This is a genomic window from Polaribacter sp. Hel1_33_96 (assembly GCF_002846595.1).
GTDB lineage: Bacteria > Bacteroidota > Bacteroidia > Flavobacteriales > Flavobacteriaceae > Polaribacter.
This window is the reverse complement of record NZ_PJMV01000001.1, coordinates 1,880,320-1,902,719: the sequence shown is the minus strand read 5'-3', so window position 1 is coordinate 1,902,719 and position 22,400 is coordinate 1,880,320. Positions and strand designations below refer to the sequence as shown.

Annotated in this window: 12 protein-coding genes, 1 tRNA gene and 1 pseudogene; 11 read left to right on the top strand and 3 right to left on the bottom strand. The window is 31.3% G+C overall.

Translation table 11 applies throughout. The features are described 5' to 3' along the window. Positions 1 to 13: 13 nt before the first annotated feature. The 3 genes from ATE90_RS08315 to aroC all read right to left on the bottom strand — a co-directional run bounded on the left by ATE90_RS08315 (position 14) and on the right by aroC (position 3,299). Entirely contained in the window at positions 14 to 901 is an 888-nt protein-coding gene (locus ATE90_RS08315; RefSeq protein ID WP_036785202.1) for an alpha/beta hydrolase, read from the bottom strand. 27 nt (positions 902 to 928) lie between these two features. After that, positions 929 to 2,017, bottom strand: a complete 1,089-nt coding sequence (locus tag ATE90_RS08310; RefSeq protein WP_081958146.1) for a heparan-alpha-glucosaminide N-acetyltransferase domain-containing protein — start codon at positions 2,015 to 2,017, stop codon at positions 929 to 931. 217 nt (positions 2,018 to 2,234) lie between these two features. Next, complete coding sequence (aroC, locus tag ATE90_RS08305) at positions 2,235 to 3,299, bottom strand: chorismate synthase (RefSeq protein WP_036785206.1); 1,065 nt, start codon at positions 3,297 to 3,299, stop codon at positions 2,235 to 2,237. Positions 3,300 to 3,541: 242 nt separating this feature from the next. Between aroC and ATE90_RS08300 the strand changes: the two genes are divergently transcribed. From ATE90_RS08300 to ATE90_RS08255, 11 genes and pseudogenes are all read left to right on the top strand, one after another. After that, positions 3,542 to 3,626 (top strand) — tRNA-Ser (locus tag ATE90_RS08300). Between the two features lie 264 nt (positions 3,627 to 3,890). Next, positions 3,891 to 4,139, top strand: a complete 249-nt coding sequence (locus ATE90_RS13870) for a hypothetical protein (protein ID WP_036785208.1) — start codon at positions 3,891 to 3,893, stop codon at positions 4,137 to 4,139. Continuing rightward, a pseudogene (locus tag ATE90_RS13680) lies at positions 4,100 to 4,207 on the top strand (ATPase); the annotation flags it as partial. The gene ATE90_RS13870 and the pseudogene ATE90_RS13680, both read left to right, overlap by 40 nt. 209 nt (positions 4,208 to 4,416) lie before the next feature. Further along, the gene (locus ATE90_RS08285; RefSeq protein ID WP_180335190.1) at positions 4,417 to 7,008 is read left to right on the top strand and encodes a hypothetical protein; all 2,592 of its coding nucleotides are present in this window, start codon (positions 4,417 to 4,419) and stop codon (positions 7,006 to 7,008) included. 116 nt (positions 7,009 to 7,124) lie between these two features. Further along, positions 7,125 to 8,423 (top strand): glycoside hydrolase family 71/99-like protein, encoded by a 1,299-nt coding sequence (locus ATE90_RS08280; protein WP_052107519.1) that lies wholly within the window; start codon positions 7,125 to 7,127, stop codon positions 8,421 to 8,423. A gap of 147 nt (positions 8,424 to 8,570) precedes the next feature. Next, complete coding sequence (locus tag ATE90_RS08275; RefSeq protein WP_036785215.1) at positions 8,571 to 11,078, top strand: T9SS type A sorting domain-containing protein; 2,508 nt, start codon at positions 8,571 to 8,573, stop codon at positions 11,076 to 11,078. Between the two features lie 28 nt (positions 11,079 to 11,106). Continuing rightward, on the top strand, positions 11,107 to 11,283 hold the full coding sequence (locus ATE90_RS13560; RefSeq protein WP_180335189.1) for a hypothetical protein: 177 nt from the start codon (positions 11,107 to 11,109) through the stop codon (positions 11,281 to 11,283). Positions 11,284 to 11,428: 145 nt separating this feature from the next. Then, the gene (locus tag ATE90_RS08270; RefSeq protein WP_036785218.1) at positions 11,429 to 12,871 is read left to right on the top strand and encodes a T9SS type A sorting domain-containing protein; all 1,443 of its coding nucleotides are present in this window, start codon (positions 11,429 to 11,431) and stop codon (positions 12,869 to 12,871) included. A gap of 93 nt (positions 12,872 to 12,964) precedes the next feature. After that, a complete protein-coding gene (locus tag ATE90_RS08265) occupies positions 12,965 to 16,840 on the top strand; it encodes a T9SS type A sorting domain-containing protein (RefSeq protein ID WP_052107520.1) in 3,876 nt (1,291 codons plus the stop codon). A gap of 13 nt (positions 16,841 to 16,853) precedes the next feature. Continuing rightward, a complete protein-coding gene (locus ATE90_RS08260; protein WP_052107521.1) occupies positions 16,854 to 21,089 on the top strand; it encodes a sulfatase-like hydrolase/transferase in 4,236 nt (1,411 codons plus the stop codon). 17 nt (positions 21,090 to 21,106) lie between these two features. After that, positions 21,107 to 22,273, top strand: coding sequence for a carboxypeptidase-like regulatory domain-containing protein (locus ATE90_RS08255; RefSeq protein ID WP_036785220.1), 1,167 nt, complete (start codon positions 21,107 to 21,109; stop codon positions 22,271 to 22,273). The last annotated feature ends 127 nt before the right edge of the window (positions 22,274 to 22,400 follow it).

The following is a 22,400-nucleotide window of genomic DNA, read 5'->3' as shown; positions in this document are numbered from 1 at the left end:
CTTTTTTTATGAACTATATTGATCTCTGTATTTGTCTTTTCTTATTTTTTAAAACATCGTAATATAAAAAATCTAAAATTTCAGGAGTACATTCATACATTGGTTTACCAGACCAACTATGATCGCCTTTCTGAATGGTGTATAAGTAAAAAGATTGTCCTAATATTTTTAATTTATGTGCGATGGCTTTGGACCCATAAAGAATGAGATATCCGGCATTATTATTTTTACAATAATGATGAGAATCAATGTCATAAGGAACTAATTGATCATCAGTTCCATGAAATAGTTGTGTGGGTATGGCCTTTTCTTTAGTGATAGTATCTAGAGAGATAATTGCACCCGCCATACTTATTAATCCTGCAAACTTAAAGTCTTCTGGAAGTATTTTTGTTCCATAAACATATGCTAGGTTTAACACAGCTTCTGCACCGGCGCTTGTTCCAATCAGAATTATTTTATTTATATCAATCTTAAATCTTCTCTTTTTGCTGAGTATGTATTTTATAGCATAGCTTATGTCTTCAGAGGTAGCATTAAAAGCTTTTATTTTATCTTCAGACTTTGTATCGCAATTAAAACCAAGGTTTTTCCGGGTTAAGCGATAAGATATAGAGGCAACAGCATAACCACGTGCAGCCATATTATTTGCAAAATTCACAGTATTTTTATCATTTCTTTTTCCTCCAGAAAAACCTCCTCCATGAACATAAAGTAGCAAAGGAAGTGCTCCTTTTACTTTTTTTGGTTTGTAAAAATCTAGTTTCAATTTTTTTTCACCTTTATTTTTCTGGTAGGTATACGTTCTTTTAGAAACAGCAGACACTTTATCTAAATATAGCGTTTGTGAAAAACTTAGGGTTGTAATGGCTAAAAACAAAAAAGAAATAAAAAATTTCATATACTAAACATGTCATAAAAGTTACTATTAACCTTTCATTTTATAAAATAAACGTCTTAGATGGGCGTACAAAAATTTATTTGACCTCACATAATAGAAAGAAATAAAACAAACAGTAATTAGGAATAGAAGTGCACCAAAAATAGCTTGCCAAGGTGTTAGTGTTTTACCAATTAATGTATTTAACCCAATACCCGTAAAACTTCCGTAAATAATAATAAAATGGATAATGTAAATAGATAATGTTTTTTGTCCGATTTTTAAAATTAATGGAAATTTCAAGAATTTTTCAAATCCATAGAAAAAAGAAAAGTAAATCAGCACATTTCCAAATCTTGTAAATAAGTAATTATAGCTTGCTGAGTCAAGGAATAATTGAATGTTTGTTATTTTATATAGTATACTTAATAAATAAGATGAATATAAAATTAGTACAGCACCAACAGTAAAAAAAGAAGCAATTATTATTTTTTTAAAATGAGGTTTGTTTAAATTCTTATGAAATAAAGTGGCTAAAAAAGCACCAAATAGCACATAACCAAGCCAAGGTATAATCGTAAATACAGAGCCGTTACTTTTTGAAACGTAATTATTAAAAAGAATAGGGATATGATCAAAACTTAAGCCACGATATAAGGGTTCCGAAAGAAAAATAAGGAAACCTAAAATGAACGATACTATCGAAAATACGATTATTTTTCTAGCGCATAAAAGGTAGATAAGGATAATTAAAATTAGACTTAAACCAATACATTGTAAAACATCTACAACCAAAAAGTAGGTGTTAAAATGACCGTGCATCCAAGATAGAAAAGGAATTCTTAATAAATAACCAATACCAATTAGAAAAAAACCTCTGATAATACCTTTTTTAATCCTTAACTTTTCTATTCCTTTTTCTTTGGCCTTTAATAATAAGTAGGTAAAAATTAAGCCTGAAATAGTAAAAAAAGTAGGAGCTGTGATCCCTCTAAAATACAACCAGATAGAAAAAGTATTTGAGTTTAAGTTTCTATAAGATTCAGATAAAAGGGTATCTATAAAGTGACCTTGCAACATCATTAAAATTGCAAAAGCACGAATAATATCAATAAAATATAGCCGATTAGTGGTCATAACAACTTTATTTTAAGAGGAAATATTAAAATATACAAATCTTAATTTAAATATTTTTTTAATATAAATTTATTTGCTTCCTATTCAATTCTTGTTCGATGATTTCGCCTAACAGTGGATATAGAAAATCGTACTTGTTTTTATGATGTTAATCGTCGTTATCCTAAAGATTTGTTGCAGCAGTATTAGAAAAAAATAGAAATTTTAAAATTAAAATTTAAATCTTCCTTGTTTTATTTAGCAACCAAAAATCAGCTAAAACCAAAGCTGTCATAGCTTCTATAATGGGAACAGCTCTTGGTACTACACAAGGATCATGTCTTCCTTTGCCGGTAATCTCTGCAATTTCATTTTCCGAGTTAATCGTTTGCTGAGAACTCATAATAGTAGCAACAGGTTTAAAGGCTACCCTAAAGTAAATATCCATTCCATTGCTAATTCCACCTTGTATTCCACCGGATAAATTAGATTGCGTTGAACCATCAGCATTAAATATATCATTATGTTCAGAACCTTTCATTTTTGCACCACAAAATCCGCTACCAAATTCAAACCCTTTTACAGCATTTATAGATAACATAGCGCTACCTAATTGCGCATGTAGTTTCTGAAAAATAGGCTCTCCTAAACCGACAGGTACATTTTGAGCAACACAGGTAATTGTGCCTCCAATGGTGTCTCCTGCCTTTCTAATTTCTTTAATTCTGTTAATCATTTTCTCAGCAGAAGCTTCATCAGGACAGCGTACTATATTGCTTTCAGTTTTCGAAAAATCTAAATCCTGATAAGGTTTGTCTAGAAAAATATCACCTACAGAAGAGGTAAAGGCATTAATATGCATGCTAGCAATTAATTGTTTCGCTAAAGCACCAGCAACCACCCAATTGGCAGTTTCACGAGCAGAGCTTCTTCCACCGCCTCTATAATCTCTGTTACCAAACTTTTTGTCGTATGTGTAATCTGCATGAGAAGGTCTATAAATATTGGTATTGTGATTGTAATCTTTTGATTTTTGATTTGTATTTTTTATTATAAAACCAATAGAGGTTCCGGTTGTTTTACCTTCAAAGATTCCAGAAAGAAATTCAACGGAATCAGGTTCTTTACGTTGCGTAACGATTTTAGATTGGCCTGGCTTACGTCTATTTAACTCGTTTTGAATTGCATCAAAGTCAAGTTTTAGTCCAGCAGGGAAACCATCTATGATACCACCAATAGCAGTTCCATGAGATTCTCCATACGTAGTTACTTTTAATAAATTTCCAAAAGAATTAAACGACATCGTTAAAAATTAAAATTATGATAGCAAATATAGCAAACTAAGAGAGAAGTAATTTAGATTTATACTGTTTTGTAATGATTCCTAAAAACTATATTTTAATTAGAATGCTTGATTATTAGTTGTCTATGAATTGTAATGAACGATATTCAAAAAAGTTGAAAAATAATCTGTTTTTTGTTTCAGAAAATGAAAAAGCTTTCTATATTTGCATCCGCATTCAGAGAATATCTGATGAGACTTCTGGAGAAATGGCAGAGCGGTCGAATGCGGTAGTCTTGAAAACTATTGACTGTAACAGGTCCGGGGGTTCGAATCCCTCTTTCTCCGCAAATTGATTTTTAATCAACAACAAAACCCTTTAAAACTTATGTTTTAAAGGGTTTTTGCTTTTCTACAAAACTCATAAAATTCATTAAATTGTATAAAAAAGGTGTCCTATTTGGTGTCACTTGCAATTTGCTAAAATAAGTGACACCAAATTTTTCGCTAGCCTTCCGTTATCAGAGGATACAAGGAAGCAAAAACAAACTAAAATTAGTTCAATAAATAGACATCCTAAAAACCAAGATCATTGACTTTCAAAAGGAATTTATGCACGCAAAAGTTCCCATCTCAGCAAAAATTTTTAAAAGCAAAGTGTTGCGGGAAGATATAAACCGTAGAATGTTACTTCCAATATTCGAAAATCATCATAAAAGAATTGAGGAATTAATAGGAAAAGAAAACGTTGCAGGATCTTATAGAAAAAAACCAGCGGCAAAAATTGGAAAGCCAATAGTAACAAATAGCACTAAAAATTCAACGCTGATAAATTGGAAGAAAGGTATGGAAATCGAGTAAGATCAAGAATGAGAGAACTATTTAATTTAATTATGTTGGATAAAAATTTTAGAGATAAAAGAGTATGACAAACAATTTATTGCCCTCACAAATAAGATAACCTCTTATATATTTTTTAGTAAGCAACTTTTCATTTATTTTTGTTATAATGATTAAATTATTGGTAATAGTTTATTAGCGTAGATATGTTTTACAAATTGATTTTAACTAAAGCTTAAAGATAGTTTAGCTTTCTTAAAAAAACAGTCGCTTAATTAATGATTTCAAAAAAAGTATGTTGTTAAAAAAAATTGAATTTTCACTTATTTTTCAGATACTTCTTTTAGGTTGTTTAATCTCCTCTCTTGAAGTTTCATCGCAAGAATATGGTCTTAATTTTAAAGGTCAAAGTTACCTTTTAGATGAAAGAACAGGTTTAGAAATTTCTCCAAATGAGTATATAAAAGTTAAAAATGAATTTGAAGTTTCCTTTGGTTTAAAATTAGATTTTAAACAAAAAGGAAATGGGTTTGGATATGTTTTTAGAATTATAAGTAAAGAAAATAAGAATATAGACTTACTCCTTTCAGGTTTCCAAACTAAAAGTTTAATTTTAGTGGTCGGAGATACCCAAACCACTTTACCTATTGATTTATCTGTTATTAATAAAAACGATTGGTTTGACATTAAAATCAAATTCTTTTTAAATAAAAACGAAATTCAATTTTCAGCATCTAATAGTAAGCCTGTTTTTAAAACGGTGGCGTTGAATAAGCAAGAATCCTTTAAACTCTTTTTTGGAGCAAATAACTACAAAGAATTTTCGAGTTCAGATGTTCCAGAAATGAATATTAGAGATCTTAAATTAACTAAAAACGGCAGTTTATTTTCTCATTTTCCATTAAATCAATGTGGAGGTAATACCACTTCTGATGTTTTAAAACACACACAAGCCATTTTAAAAAATCCAAATTGGATTTTATGCAGACATCAAAATTGGAATTTGAATTTTTCTTCTATAACAGAAGGAGTGCAATTGGTAGCTTCAAATGAAGAAAAAGGAATCATTTATCTCTTAAACGAAACCTCTGTCTTAACTTATAGTACCCAAGACAATACTATTAAAAGAACGCCGTACAAAAACGGTAAAATAGATTTAACATTAGCCCATAGAGCAATTTATAATACAAACGATAATCAAATTTACATTTACGCTGCAGATAAAGAGCTTTATTCCTATTTAAATTTAGAAACAGGAAAGTGGAATAATCTAGAAACTTTTTCAAAAAAAACAGGTAAATTAATTTTTCAAAAACACAATAATGTGTTTAACCCGTCAGATAATTCAATTTATATGTTGGGAGGTTACGGACAATACAAATACAATAATATTGTAAGAAAACTAAACTTAACAGACAGCACTTGGACTAATTTACCTACCAATGATAGTATTTTTAAACCAAGATATTTAGCAGGAAGCGCCATCTTTAAGGACTCTATTTATATTTTAGGAGGTTATGGAAGTGCATCAGGAAGTCAGGTAACAAATCCTCGTAGCTATTCAAGTTTAATTGCGTTTTCCATTAAAAGCAAAAGGTTTAAACATAAATTTAATATTATTAATCCTTTTAGTAATGATATGATTGTTGCCAACAAGATGTGGATTAATCCTGACAATAGAGATTATTTTGCACTTGTTTCAGATAAAATTAAATATGAAGGATATTTAAAACTTTTAAAAGGAAATTTAGACAATAATAGCACTACAATAGTGGGCGATTCTATCCCTTTTAAATTTTTAGATATTAAATCTGTGGCTAATTTGTATTATATGCCTAATCAGAAAAAATTAGTAGCGTATAATTCCTTTTTAAATAAAGAGAATAAAAACGAGTTTAGCATAAATTCAATAGATTTTCCAGCAATTAAAATGCCAATTAAAACCGCTAAAAGTACTAATTATTGGTACTGGATATTTGGGGGAGTAACCATTATAGGACTAATTGTTTTATATGTTGTAAAGCGTAAAAAGAGAAAACAGTCAGTAGGAGTAATTAAAGAGAAAAAAGTTGTTGTTCTTGATGCCGGGAGAAAAGAGATAGAAAATATTGATATTGAGGAAAAAGATCTCGATTTTAAACCAATAGAAAGAGAATATAAATATCAAATCATATTTTTCGGGGGTTTTCAGGTAATTAACAAAAACCGAGAGGACATTACAGGTAAATTTTCGCCCTTATTAAAAGAATTATTTTTATTAATATGGATGTATACTTTTAAGAATAACAAAGGTATATCATCATCAAAGTTAATAGAAATTTTATGGTATGATAAGCCTACAAGAAGTGCGCAAAACAATAGGTCTGTGAACATTACTAAGCTAAAAAACTTAATAAAAGAACTTGGAGATTGTACAATAGATAAAGAAACTGGGTATTGGAAAATAAATCATAATTACAAAGCGTTAAAAACAGATTATTACGAGGTTATTCAGATAACCAAAAACAAAAAGACTATAAATAGAGATCGAATAGACCATTTGATTAAAATTACTCAAAAAGGACCATTTTTATCGAATTTAAATTACGAATGGCTAGACTCATTTAAACAAGATGTTGCCGATGCTATAATCGAAACCTTAATTAATTTTGCTGAAAGTTTTGACTTTAAAACCGATCCAGATTTTATACTTCATTTATGTGATTGTATTTTTAATTTTGATTCTATTAACGAAGAAGCTGTTGTTTTTAAATGTAAAGCGTATAACTACAAAGGCAATCATAGTTTAGCAGAAAGCACCTTTAAGAAGTTTCAAAAAGAATATAAATTATTATATGCACAAGATTATGAATATTCTTTTCAAGAAATCTTAGAGAATAAAAATCAGTAACTTCAATTCTTTAGGTTTTAAGAATACATAATTACTACAATCTTGTTTTTGCGATTAAGCTTTTATTAATCCAAAATTAAACAGCGTAATATATATTGTCTACATAAACATTTCTTATGAAGACCTTCTGTATTTCTTTTTTAATGGTTGTTTTTGCAACAACTTCACTTATTTCGCAATCAAAACATGCAACAACTAGTAATTATTTAAGCTATAAAGGTTTAGTCATGGCAGGTTACCAAGGTTGGTTTAGAGCGCCAAATGATGGCTCTAAAAGAGGTTGGGGGCATTATGGTAGAGGTAACAAATTCGATTTTGAAAACAATACAATAGACTTTTGGCCTGATGTTTCAGAATACAAAAAAACATACAAAACCGTTTTTAAATATGATGATGAAACGAATGCAGAGGTATTTAGCTCTGTAGATAAAAGCACAACAGATCTTCATTTCAAATGGATGAAAGAATATGGTGTAGATGGCGTATTTATGCAGCGCTTTTTTGGGGTTACAAGAAACCATACAAATACCAACAAACCCCAAGATATTATTTTAAGAAACGCCTTAAAAGCGTCCAAAGAAAATAACAGAGCCATTGCTGTTATGTATGATTTATCTGGCTTAAAAGAGACTGGTGAGGATTGTTCTTCTATCATAGAAGATTGGAAAATGTTGGTAGATGAATTAAAAGTAACCAACCAAGGAGAAAACCAGAATTACTTATACCATAATGGTAAGCCATTAGTCGCTATTTGGGGTATTGGTTTTCCAGACAGACCTTATGATACCAGAAAAATAGGAATTAATCGTTTAATAGATTTCTTAAAAAACGATCCTGTTTATGGAGGCTGTTCAATTATGTTAGGTGTACCAACTTATTTTAGAGATTTAGATAAAGATTGTTTACCAGATCCTTATTTACATACCATTATTGAATCTGCAGATATTGTTTTACCATGGATGGTGCAACGTTTTACGCCTTTAGTACATAAAGTTGGTGATCATTTAAGAGATCATATTATTGCAGATATAAAATGGACAAAAGAAAGAAACATAGATTACGTACCAGTAATTACACCAGGCTTTAGTTGGCGAAACCTTTCGTTAAATCGTCCAGAATTGGCAAGATATACAGCTTATGGAGCCATACCAAGATTAGGAGGTAGGTTTTATTGGAGCCAAATGACCAACGCTATTTTAGCAGGTTCAGAAATGATTTATGTAGCCATGTTTGATGAAATTGATGAAGGCACAGCAATTATGAAAGTGTCTGATAATCCACCAAATAGTAATAAAGCTCATTTTGTAAATAATGATGGTATGCCTTCAGACCACTATTTATGGTTAACAGGAGTAGGAGCAAAAATGTTACGAGGAGAGTTGCCTTTACAATTAGAATTTCCAAAAAGAGATTAAAATAAAAAAATAATAAATCTGTAAATTTTTAGCGTTTTTTTTATTAATAACTTGATTAGTTAATCAAAAATTAACTAAAAATTAATACCCTATTCGCTTATTTGTAGAATAAATCAAAAATATTAATTAACCTTAAAATTTTATATGATGAAAAAAAATACGTTTTTAACATTGCTAACTTTGTTTATTGTTTCGAGTGTATTCTCACAGCAAACAATTTTTGTTTCAGCAGCTGGTGCAGGTTCAATGGATGGTACAAGTGAAGCAAATGCTTATGATAGTTTTACAACTGCATTAGCAGATGTAAATTCAGCAGGAGATATTATTAGAGTAATTGGCGACATAAATGTTAGTGGAGTTAGTTTAAATGGTAAAACAGATCAATTCACAATTGAGGGTGATGCAGCTGGTTCTACTCTTACTGGTACAGATGGAGCAGTAAGAATGTTTACAATTAATAGTGGTACAGGTCATAATATTACATTCAAAAATTTAATATTTACTGGTGCAACAAACTCTACAGGTGCTGGTGGTGGTGTGTTATTTTGTAATAGACCTTCAACATTAACTTTTGAGAATTGTGTTTTTAATGGTAATTCTGTAGCACATCTAGCTGGTGGAGGTGCAATTTTAATTAATAATGTAACAAGTTTTACTGCAACTGGAACTACTTTTTATCAAAACGCTGTTAAATCATTAACAACAAATGGTCAAGGTGGCGCTATCGTTATAAATGGTACCTCTACTGCTACCATAACAAATTGTTCTTTTTATCAAAATACAATCACTAGAACTGATAGAAATTTTGGTGCAGCAATAAGAGTTAATGGTACAGCTACATGTACAGTTTCTAATAGCTTATTTAATGATAATAAAGCAAATGACGGTGCAGGAAATGTTTCTGGTCTTAATGGCCCTGGTGGTGCTACTATAAATTTAACGAATTCTATTGCAGATTATACTAATAATTTAGATTCTAGTACTGATTCAACAATTCTTGCAGACCTTACAAACTCAACTTTAAGTTTTGATGCTACACTTAACAAAGTAATTTATACAGCAGCAAATGCATTAACAGATGATACACCAGTAGATTTTGGTTCAGATAACAGCGATGTTGGAGCTTGGGATTCTAAAATAAATATTTTTGAAGGAACAGATTCTGGGGCTTGGATAACCGCAACTAATTGGTCTAACGGATCAGTACCTACTGCTACAGATAATGTAGCTATACTTACTGGTAAAGAAAGTACACTTGCAGGTGAAGCAACCGTAAACGATATAAAAGTAACAAGTACATTAAAAATAAGTAATAATAGAGTTTTAATCGTTAATGGTACGTCTACTGTAACAGGTTTAGTACGTTATTTTAGAACTTTAACAAATAATGCTGCTGTAACTAGTGGTTGGCATTTAGTTTCTTCTCCACTTTCAGGAGAAGTGTTTGATGTTGCTTATGCTGATAAAAATGACATTGCAACAAATGGTGGTAATAGAGGTATTGCGACATACAACCCAGGAAGTACTGGAGCAGCTGCTTGGACATATTTTACTGGAGCAGATATTACAACTAGTCCTGGTCAAGGATATTCTATGAAAATAACACCAGATGCTGTAACTGCTGGTGAATTTACTGATAATTTAGTAGCGTTTGAAGGAGATTTTAATACAGATAATGCTGGTGTAACAACAAGTACTTTAACTGTAGGTTTTAACTTAATAGGAAACCCTTATGCTTCTTTTGTAAATAGCGCAACGTTTTTAGGTGCAGCTACAAGTACAAATATAGATCAAACTCAAATTTGGTTATGGAACCAAGCTACAGGAATGTATGAAACTAAAGTTTCTGGAGCTGGTTTTGTTTTAGCACCTACTCAAGGCTTTTTTGTAAACGCAACTTCTCCAGGTACTGTAAACTTTGTAGAATCTAACCAAGCAACAACTGGAGGTGCATTTCAAAAAACATCTAGAACGGAAATTAAATTATTAATGAATGATGGTACTAATAATCGTTTTGCAAAAATTTATTTAACAGATACTGCGTCTAAAGGTTTTGATTATGGATGGGAAGGAGAAACGTTTGGAGGTATTCCTAATTCTGTTGATGTGTTTACACATTTAGTAGAAGATAATCAAGGTAAAAACTACCAAGTACAATCTTTACCAGTATCAGAAATAGGGTCTATGGTAATTCCGGTAGGTGTTATTGCAGAAGCAGGTAAAGAACTTACTTTTTCTTTAGAGCAAACTAATTTTCCTACAGATGTAAAAGTATATTTAGAAGATAGAGTAGCAAATACTTATAATGAACTAACAAATAGCAAAACTTTTAAAGTTACATTATCTGAAGCTTTAAATGATGTTGGTCGATTTTACTTACATGCATCTAAAAGTTCTTTAAGTGTAGATGATAATGTAGTGTCAGAAAACATTAGTATGTATAAATCTAATGCAACTACTTTAAAGGTGGTTGGTTTACCTAATGGAACATCAAACATCAAACTATTCAACATACTAGGAAAACAAGTTCTAAATACATCTTTTACAGCAAATGGTGTAAAAGAAATTACTTTACCAAAATTAGCTATAGGAGTTTACATAGTGCAATTAGAAACAGAAACTAGTAAATTGAACAAGAAAATTGTAATAGAATAAGCAACTAACTTTTTAAAATAAGACAACCATGAATAAAAATATAGACACAAAACAGCAGCAAGAAGAAATTAACAGAAAAGAGGCACTTAAAAAAATAGGAAACTATGGTAAGTATGCTGCCCTAACAGCTTTAGGAACTTATATGATATTAAACCCTCAAAAAGCTCAGGCATCAAGTCCTGCAGAACCTGGTACAGGATTTTAATAAAATAATAACATACAGCCTCATGTTTTTTCATGAGGCTGTATGTTATTATTCTCAAAAAAAGGAATACATTAATGGTTAATTAATAATTAATTAATCTTAATTGTCTATTTTTAGTAATTAATTTAACTTAAATAATCAAAATATGAAAAAAATTACTTTATTAACTCTTTTATTTATTGCTTTTACTGGTTTTTCATTAATCGCGCAAACTACCGTTTATGTTTCAGCAACAGGTGCTGGTACTTCTGATGGTTCAAGCGTGGAAAATGCTTTTGGTAACTTCGGAACTGCACTTGGACAAATAACCTCTGCTGGAGATAAACTTATAATTATAGGAGCAATTACGCCAGATGGCGCTAATCTAACCTCTAAGAATTTTGCATTTACTATAGAAGGTTTGGATGCTAGCTCAACTTTAGCTGGAAACGGTGGTACAGGCAGACTCTTTACAATAAATGGAGCAACGTCGGCAAATGTAACCTTTAAGAATCTTACTTTTCAAAACAACACTACCACACTTGCTGGAGGTGGTGTCTTTTTTAATAACAACGCAGGAGCTACAGCTACCTTTGAGAACTGTACCTTTACTGGAAATTCTGTAACTAACGCCGCAGGTGGTGGAGTTATATTAGCCTCCAACGGAAATTTGAACATCACAGATTGTGTTTTCGAAAACAATACATCATCAGATAAAGGAGGGGCTATTGTCGCTGGAAATTCTGTAAATGTAACCATCTCTGGATCTCTTTTTAACGGGAACTCAGCAACTAAAGGTGGTGCAATTGCTGTAACAGGCAATGGTGTAGATTTCGTTTTGAACACTAGTACTTTTGTGAATAATTCCGTATCAAGTAATGGTGGAGGAGCGATGTACTTTGGAGGTACAAGTGCCAACAGTAGTATTACTAATACGACTGTTTTTAATAATACTGTAAATTTTACCTCATTAAATCAATCTACAGGCGGTGGAATACGAATAGAAGGCGCTAGACCTTTTACAATTTCAAATTCTCTAATTTATGGTAACTATGTAAGCTTTGGGAACGAAACAAATTTTTCGGATATCGGAGGGCCTCCGGCAGTAGAATTGACATTAAACCATACAATAACTAAAAATATAGAACCCTCTTTAGTTGCAGTAGGTGATGGAGGAAATGATGTGTTTTCAACATCTATAACTGATGCAAACCTTACATCTTCTAATCTAACATTTAATCCAACTACTGGTAAAGTAGAATATGATGCTGTAAGTTATACGGAAGATAGCCCTATTGATTTTGGATCTGATGGTAATGACGTTGGTGCTTGGGATTCTGGTTTAACCTTATCTTTAGATAAAGAAGATTTTTTAGCAACTAAACTTTCTGTTTATTATAATGGTTCATCTAAAAATTTAGAGGTTTTACATAGTATTGCAGAACCAATTTCTTTAGAGGTATATACTATTTTAGGAGCTAAGGTATTGTCTTTGAATAATGTAAATGCTAAACAATTGATAAATGCAAACCATTTAAATACAGGAATTTATATTTTAGTGGGTAAAACTTCAGAAAAGTTTTTCTCTAAAAAATTCTTAATCAATTAAAATAATAAAAATTTAAATTTTAGGAATTAAAAAAAGGGGTTTATGGAAGCCCCTTTTTTTAGTAACACTAAGTTTTCTTAATTGCTATTTAAGATGAAAACAATCCAATTAATATCCAAGAAAGCTACGTTTATAGCATTTTCTATTGTCCTTTTTATTTATCAACAAGAAATAAAGGCACAAACAGAAGATTCTCAGACTTCAATTATTGGTAAAGTATTATGTGGTTATCAAGGTTGGTTTAATACCCAAGGAGATGGTTCAAACCGTGGTTGGAATCATTACAAGGGATCAAATGGTCTATTTGAGCCCGGCACAGCAACGATTGACTTTTGGCCAGATATGAGTGAAGCGGATGCTGATGAAAAATACGCAACTGCTTTTACCAAAATAGATGGATCTGCAGCTACAGTGTTTTCTTCTGCAAATACAAAAACCGTAAATCGTCATTTTAAATGGATGAATGATTATGGAATTGATGGTGTATTCTTTCAACAATTTGCTACAAATTTAAAGTCAACTTCATCAAATGCCTATATCAATGATAAAAAGGTGTTGGACAATATTATTACCTCAGCAAAAGACAATAACAATAGATTGGTGAGTGTTATGTTCGATATATCTCGTGCAAATATATCTGTTGAAAATGCACCAGGAACCATGGTAGAGGATATTAAAGCTTACTGGCGACTACTCGTAGATGAACATGGGCTAAATGACAACACCAACAAACACTTAGTAACCTATAAGCAAAAGCCTATAGTTGCCATTTGGGGAGTAGGTTTTAGTCGTGAGGATAAGTACACATTAGATGATGTGCAAGACTTGATAGATTATTTTAAAGATGACCCAACTTATGGAGGATGTTCTGTTTTATTGGGCGTTCCTAGAAGTTGGAGAACCTTAAATAATGATGCTGTTAACGATACTCAACTTCATGAAGTTATCAAATCTGCAGACATTGTGCATCCTTGGACGGTAGGAAGATATACCAATTTAACTTCAGCAGACGCCCATAAAAATATTATTGCAGCAGATAAAGCGTGGTGTGATGTCGAAAACTTACTATACATGCCTGTAGTTTTTCCTGGTTTTAGCTGGCAAAATTTAAAAAAAGCTCAAGGAACGACAGTTGATTTAAATAGCATTCCGCGTTTAAAAGGTGATTTTTTGTGGAGACAATTTTATAATGCCATAGATGAAGGAGCAGAAACCCTTTACGTTGCTATGTTTGATGAGATGGATGAAGGAACTTGTATTTTTAAAGTAGATCATAATCCACCTTCATCAGCAGAAAGTCAATTTACAAATTACGAAGGCTTACCCAGTGATTATTATTTATGGTTAACAGGTGAAGCAGGTAAAAAATTAAGAGACCCATTAACCTTATTACCTACAAAACCAGCCTACTTATATACATATTATGTGTCTGCAAATGGAGATGGGTCAGACGGATTAACAGAAGCAACAGCTTTTACAACTATAAACGAAGCTGTTACTGCAGCAGCTGATAATGATAATACTACTATTATCATAGTAGGAGCACTTAACCATACTGGAACAGTAGGGATTTCTACATCATTATCATTTAAGGGGCAATCAGGTGCTATAGTTACCGCTACAGACACAGCAATAATGTTTGATATTACTGCTGGGGGTCGCACTGTTTCTTTTGAAGGTATTACATTTCAAAATGCTGATACTAGTTCAGGCGGAGCTGTTATCAATTTAACAACAGATTCAAATTTAACAATTACTAACTGTGTTTTTAAAAATAATACAAGTTTTGCAGATGGAGGTGCTATTTTAGCAAGTGGTACTGGAAACATTACAGTTTCTGGCGCTCTTTTTGATGGAAACTCTGGTGCCACAGGTGGTGCAGTTGCCATAACTACAAGTAATAGACAATTAGTTTTGAGCAACAGTACTTTTGTCAATAATACATCAACAATTTCTGGAGCTGCTTTGTATTTAGGAGGTACTAATACTAATAGCAGTATCACAAATACTACTATTTTTAATAATAGTGTATCCTCGAGTACTTTAGATCAATCTAAAGGTGGTGGCATACGATTAGAAGGTAATAGACCTTTTACAATTAAAAATTCTTTGATCTATGGTAACTTTGTATTTGATGGAAATGGAACAGATTTTTCAGATATCGGTGTGCCTACGAATGTGCAAGTGACCTTAGAAAATTCAATTACTCAAAGTATAGAACCAGCTTTAGATTCTGCTCATGAAGATATATTTACTACATCAATAATTGATGCAGATCTATCATTATCAAATTTAGAATTTCAAATAAGTGGTGATAATATTAACAAAGTAACTTTTATTGCACCAAATACATTAACAGATCACACACCCATTGATTTTGGAGATAACTTGAGTGATATAGGTGCTTGGGATTCTAACATAAATATATTTAAAGGAACAACAAGTAACTTATGGAGTAATACATTAAACTGGTCAAATGGCGGTTTGCCAATAAGCACAGACTATGTTGCAATATTACTTGGTGCAGAAGCAATCTTAGATACGGATGCTACTTTTGTAGATTTAAAAGTAAAAGATAATTTAAAAATAAATGATGGTAAGAGTCTAATTATAACTGGAAATGTTACCGGAGATACTGGTAAAATATTCTACACTAGAAATTTAAGTTACATAGAAGGTAATCAAGAAGGCTGGCACTTAATGTCTTCACCAGTTTCAGGTGAAACTTATAACAATGCTTATGCAACTAGTGAAAGTTTGGCAACAAGTACTTCTAACCTATTTAGGGGTCTTGGAAAATATGTAACCGATACAAATACATGGGAATATCTTAAAAAGGATGATACAAATGCAGGTAATTTTATTTCAGGTTATGGGTACTCTATGAAAAGATCTGTTGCGGGACCAGTTGTATTTAATGGAAACTTAAATACCACTGATGCTGGTATTGATGCAGCAATATATAATACTGGAGATGGATTTAACTTATTAGGAAATCCATACACTTCTTTTATAAATATTGAAACATTTTTAAGCGACAACGTAAAATTGGCTCAAGATCAAATTTGGGTTTGGGATCAAACAATAGGTTCTGGAGGAAATTACATAGCTAAAGTTAAGAATATTCCTTTTAAAATTGCACCAGGACAAGGCTTTTTTGTAAAAGTCGAATTACTATTACCAAGTCCGGGTTTATATTTTAAAAATGCTACTATCGCAACTGTAAATTTTGCAGAAAGTAACCAGTCGTCTGCAGCAGTAGACACTTTTCTAAAAAATACTAGGGCTGAAGTAAAATTATCTCTGACTGATGGTCAAAAAGTTCGTATTGCTGAATTGTATTATTTAGACAATGTAACCACAGGTTTTGATAGTGGATGGGAAGGTGAAGTTTTTAGTGGTGTTGCAAGTACTTTAAGTGTATTTACAGATTTAGTAGCAGACAGTCAAGGTAAAAAATACCAAGTACAATCATTACCAATCTCAGAAATGGAGTCTATAGTAATTCCGGTAGGTGTTATTGCAGAAGCTGGTAAAGAACTTACTTTTTCTATAGAGCAAACTAATTTTCCTACGGATGTAAAAGTATATTTAGAAGATAGAGTAGCAAAGACTTTTAATGAACTAACAGATAGCAAAACTTTTAAAGTTACTTTATCAGAAGCTTTAAATGATGTTGGTAGATTTTATATGCACGCTTCAAAAAGTGCTTTAAATATAGACGATAATATAGTCTTAGAAAACATTAGTATGTATAAGTCTAATGCAACTACTTTAAAGTTAGTAGGCTTGCCTAATGGAAACGCTACTATTAAATTATTTGATATTCTTGGTAAACAAGTTTTAAATACATCTTTTAAATCAGTTGGTGTAAAAGAAATTACAGTACCAAAATTAGCTACAGGGGTATACATAGTGCACTTAGAAACAGAAACGAGTAAACTAAACAAGAAAATTATATTTGAATAAATTTACATTAAAAATGGCATTAAAAAATATACTTATTCTTTTATTCTTTATAGGAGGTTCCCTGCTTGGGCGAGCCCAAAAACCAAATATTGTTTTTATAATGACTGATGATCAAAGTTCAATTCCTTTGAGAAGCAGTGATAATCAAAATCAGTCAAGACCATTTGGTTTTAATGGAGATTCTAAAGTGCATACACCTATCATTGATGGTTTAGCTAGCAATGGTATAGTTTTTAACAATGCATTTGTTTCATCTTCTATTTGTAGTCCAAGCAGATATAGTATTTTAACAGGAAAATATGCTGGAAGATCTGAAGGCACAAGCTTTATAAATAATTTTCCCTTAGGTAATTTGAGTAGAATTGCTAATAATATTGAATTAGAAGAAAACAAAACAAACGTACCCAAACAGCTGCAAAATGCAGGTTATAAAACGGCATTTATTGGTAAATCTCATATTATAGATCATAATGTCTTAGCGAGTTATACCGAAGGTAATAATGGTTTTATGGCTTATTCAAAAACAGCAGACCCTTACGCATCTTCAGTTTCTGATGCTATGAAATTTAATCATGATAAATGGTCAGATCGCATGAAAGAATTTGGCTTTGATGTGGTAGATGCTTTTTATGCTGCCAATTTAAGAGAGCTTAAAAACGATGCTTTAAATGTGCATAACGTTGAGTATAACAACAAAGCAGTATTAGATTTTATAGATAATGCTGTAGATGATCCTTTTTTTGTGTATTATAGTGAAACCATTCCGCATGGACCTTCACCTTATTGGAGAAGAAATGACAAATATTATGCAGGCTTAGATGCCGATGTAAATATTACTTCTCAAGGTGTTTTAACTCAAGATTATTCCTATTTACCAACTAGAGATGAAATTAAAAACGAAATTAATGGAATTGCTGGCAAAGATCCAAGGCATGCTTGGTTGCGATGGTTTGATCATGCAGTAGGCGCTGTTGTGAATAAACTCGAAGAAAAAGGGAAATTAGATAATACGTTAATTATTATCACCTCAGATCATGGAGATTTTAACAAAGGAAAATCTACAAATTATGAAGGAGGAATTAAAGTTCCGTTAATGATGTATTGGAAAAATGGCATATCAACTACTGGAACATATGATGAGTTGGTTCAAAATATAGATTTTGCGGCTACTTTTTTAGATATAGCAGGGGTGAATATTTCTAATTCTGAAATAGATGGTAAAAGCTTAAAAGAAGTAATTACGAACAGTTCAAAAGCACCAGTGCATGACCACCTCTTTTTTGAGTTGGGATATTCAAGAGCCATACGGACAAAAGATTGGAAATACGTTACAGTGCGTTATCCTGATGCTGTAAATACTAAAATTACAAATGGAGAAACTTTTAATGGTATAAATGGTACCCAAGTCCCCTTACCCTATTATATTCCTAATGTTTCTTTAGGTGGTTTAGCGGCTGCTCAATATCCTTTATACAATATAAAAGATCAATTATTCGATTTAAAAAACGATCCTTATGAAACTACTAATCTTTTTAATACACAACCTCAAAAATCTACAGAATTAAGAAATATATTAAGAACAGAATTGCTTAGTTTTCCCAACAGACCCTATCAAGAATTCACAGATACCAATGTAGATTTGTCGGTTAGTACAGAAAATACTTCAATTTTGGGCAAGGTTTTGGCAGGTTATCAAGGTTGGTTTAATACACCAACAGATGGCTCAAATCGTGGTTGGCAGCATTATAAAACTGCAAGTGGTGCCTTTGAGCCAGGAGAGGTAACTGTAGATTTTTGGCCAGACATGAGTGAAGCAGATGCAGATGAAAAATATGCAACACCTTTTATGCACAAAGATGGATCTCAAGCTAATGTGTTTTCTTCAACCAATACAAAAACCGTAAATCGTCATTTTAAATGGATGAATGATTATGACATTGATGGTGTTTTCTTTCAACAATTTGCTTCCAATTTAAGGTCTAATAATCCAAAAGGTAGGGCCAATGCTCTTGTTGTATTTGACAATATTATAGCCGGAGCAAAAGCAAATAACAATAGATTAGTTAGTATTATGTATGATTTATCTGGATCCAATGCAACAGGAACCATGATAAATGATATTAAACAACATTGGCAAGAAATGGCTAACAAACACGGGGTTAATGATAACACAAAAGAGTATGTATTAACCTACCAACAAAAACCTGTGGTAGCAATCTGGGGTGTTGGTTTTAATAGAACGGATAATTACGATTTAGATGATATAGAAGAATTGATCAACTATTTTAAAAACGATGGTTGTGCAGTTTTATTAGGCGTTCCAAGAAATTGGAGAACTCCAGGACAAGGAGATGCCATTAATAACCCTCAGCTGCTTAACGTCATAAAATCAGCAGACATTGTACATCCTTGGACGCCTGGAAGGTATAGTAATATTAGTGGTATTGATAGTCATAAGAGTATTATAATTGCGGATAAAGCATGGTGTGATGCAGAAAACTTATTATATATGCCTGTAGTTTTTCCAGGTTTTAGTTGGCAGAATTTAAAGAAAAGTCAAGGAGAAATTTCTAGCCTTAACAGTATACCAAGATTAAAAGGAAATTTTTTATGGAGGCAATTTTATAATGCTATAGATGCTGGTTCACAGACAGTTTATGTAGCAATGTTTGATGAAATGGACGAAGGTACCTGTATCTTTAAAGTAGATCATAATCCACCTTCATCAGCAGAAAGTCAATTTACAAATTATGAAGGCTTACCAAACGATTATTATTTATGGCTTACAGGTAAAGCTGGCGAAGCTTTAAGAGGTGAAATTAATCTGACTTCAAACCAACCTTCTTATCCTAATTTACCAGATATAACAAATTATTATGTGGAAGAATTTGGAGATGACACCAATACAGGAACAAGTCTAGGAACGGCCGTTTCAACTGTTAAAAAAGCTTACAATCTTGCAAAAGAAGGAAGTACAATTAATATCTCTGGTGCTGTAATACAGAATTCTAAAATTTCAGTTCAAAAAAGCATGAATTTTATGGGCACAGAAAATGCCATAATTTCACCAGATGCAAATAAACAAGATACAGACCGATTATTTCATATTAGCAAACCAAATCTTAATGTTTCTTTTTCAGATATTACCTTTAAAGGAAACAAGGAATCATCAATTAATGGTGGAGCAATAAATATGAATACGGACTCTAATTTAACTTTTACCAATAGCATATTTGATGATAATTCTACAGGAGGCGTAGATAAAGCTGGTGGAGGTCTATTTTTTAGTGAAGGAAATGTAACGATTACAAACTCAATTTTCAAAAATAATTTAGCCAGAGGAAATGGTGGTGCAATTAGTGGTTCTGGAGACGGAACTTTAACCATAACTAATTCTTTATTTATAAATAATACAGCAGCAAATATTAACAAAATTGATGGAAATGGAGATAGAGCCAATGGTGGTGCAATAAATATTTTTGGAGATGGCAGAAAAGTAATAATGTCTAAAAATACATTTTATAATAACCAAGCAACTTTTCAAGGCGGAGGTTTATATTTTGGTGGTTTAAATGCTACCAGTAATTTAGAAAATATAACTGTTTTTGGTAACAAAGTAATCTTAACATCTGCAGAAGCAGGAAAAGCTGGAGGAATTAGAATTGAAGGAAATAGAAATTTCGAGATTAAAAACTCCTTGATTTATGACAATCTTTTAGGGGATACCGTGAACCCAGAATCTGATATAAATATTGCTTCCGTAGTCCAATTAAACTTTATAAATTCATTGTCTGGTGTTTCTAAAGGTTTTGGACCAGATGACATGTATAGCTCCTCTAAAATAAAAGCAGTTTTAACTTCTTCTAATTTACATTTTAATGAAACATCTGGAAAAGTAGAATATGATATTGCACCAAATGGAGATAATACTCCTGTAGATTTTGGAACTGATGGAAATGATGCGGGTGCTTGGGACTCAATGTTTGTCTTGTCACTTGACGATAACCAAGTTCCAAATGAGAAATTTAGTATTTATTATGATAAAACTGTAAAAAATATACAGATCATAACATCATTCACTTCATTGATGAAGGTTACAATTTACAATATAAATGGAAGTCAAGTAGTACTCAAAAACCAAATGGATGCAAAAGATAAAATTGATATTTCATATTTAGAAAGTGGAGTTTATATCCTAAAAGCGAATATCGAAGGGAAATATTTTTCACGAAAGTTTATTCTTTATTAATAATAAATAAGGTAATTATGTTTAAAAAAAGTAGTGTTGTTTATTTATTTTTATTTTTAAGTTTAGTTTTTAATGCGCAAGAAACTATAAAAGTAGAGGGTTTAATAGTTGATAAGGACAAATACCCAGTACCTTATGCTGCCGTTAGTATTTTATCGAAATCTATTGGAACCGCAAGTAATGATGATGGTGGTTTTGTTTTAAAATTAATTCAAGATAATCTTAAGGATTCCATTACAGTTTCTGCATTAGGTTTTAAAACTTTTACAATTAAAGTAGAAGATTTTATAGGACTTGACGAAAAAATAATTACGCTTGTTGAAGATGTAGTTTCCTTAGATGAAATTACGTTAGTAGATTATAAATCTTATGTAAAAGATGCACTTAAAAATCTAAAAAATACAACTCAAAGAAAAGGACATCAACTCAATATTTTATACAGAAGGTTTTCGAATGAAAATGGTACTTCAAGGTTTTTAGTAGAGCATTACTTAAAAGTGTATGATAGAGGTCCAACTTCTAGCGAATTTGAGGAGATAGAAGTTGCAGAGTCCAGAAAATCGAATGATTATAGATTTGCAAAAAAGAAACAAAAGTTTCATGCTGCTGTAATGATTGCAAAACAAAACCCGCTAAGAAAAGGAATTTATAGAAATGATTATAAATGGGAAGTTATAGATGATACCTCTTATGATGGTGAAGATGTTATTGTTGTTGAAGGTAAGCAAAAAGAAAATCCAAAGAAATGGATAAAACTATACATTGGTATTGACACAAAGGGAATATACAAATTAGAAAATTACAATCTAAAAGCTGTTTATATTTATAAAAAAAATAAAGAAGGAAAATTAGTTTTAAGTTATCATAATAGGGAATATGTTTTTAATGAAAAAGTGACTCCATACATGAAAAAACTCTTAAAATTGAAAAGTAATATGATCAAATTATCATATAGACATGAGGCTATAGTATTGGGTGTTGAGAATAATGGGAAAAAAATAAGAGTTCGTGATAATATTATTAAAGGAAAAGATATAGGCGATTATAACATCGAATACAATTCAGATTTTTGGAAAAATATTAACCTACCACCCGACTCTAAATTTTATAAACGAAGTGCGAAACAACTTGAGGAATTATTTGGCATTCCATTAGAAAACCAATTTAAATTAATAAAGTATTAAAACGCAATCTAAGTTGCTTTACTGTTTTTTAAGGATTTCTTAAATTATTTTATTTTTTTTGAGTTAATATCAAAAAGTTAAGAAAATATTAATCCTTAATTAATGAAATATACTTCATTTGTTTAAA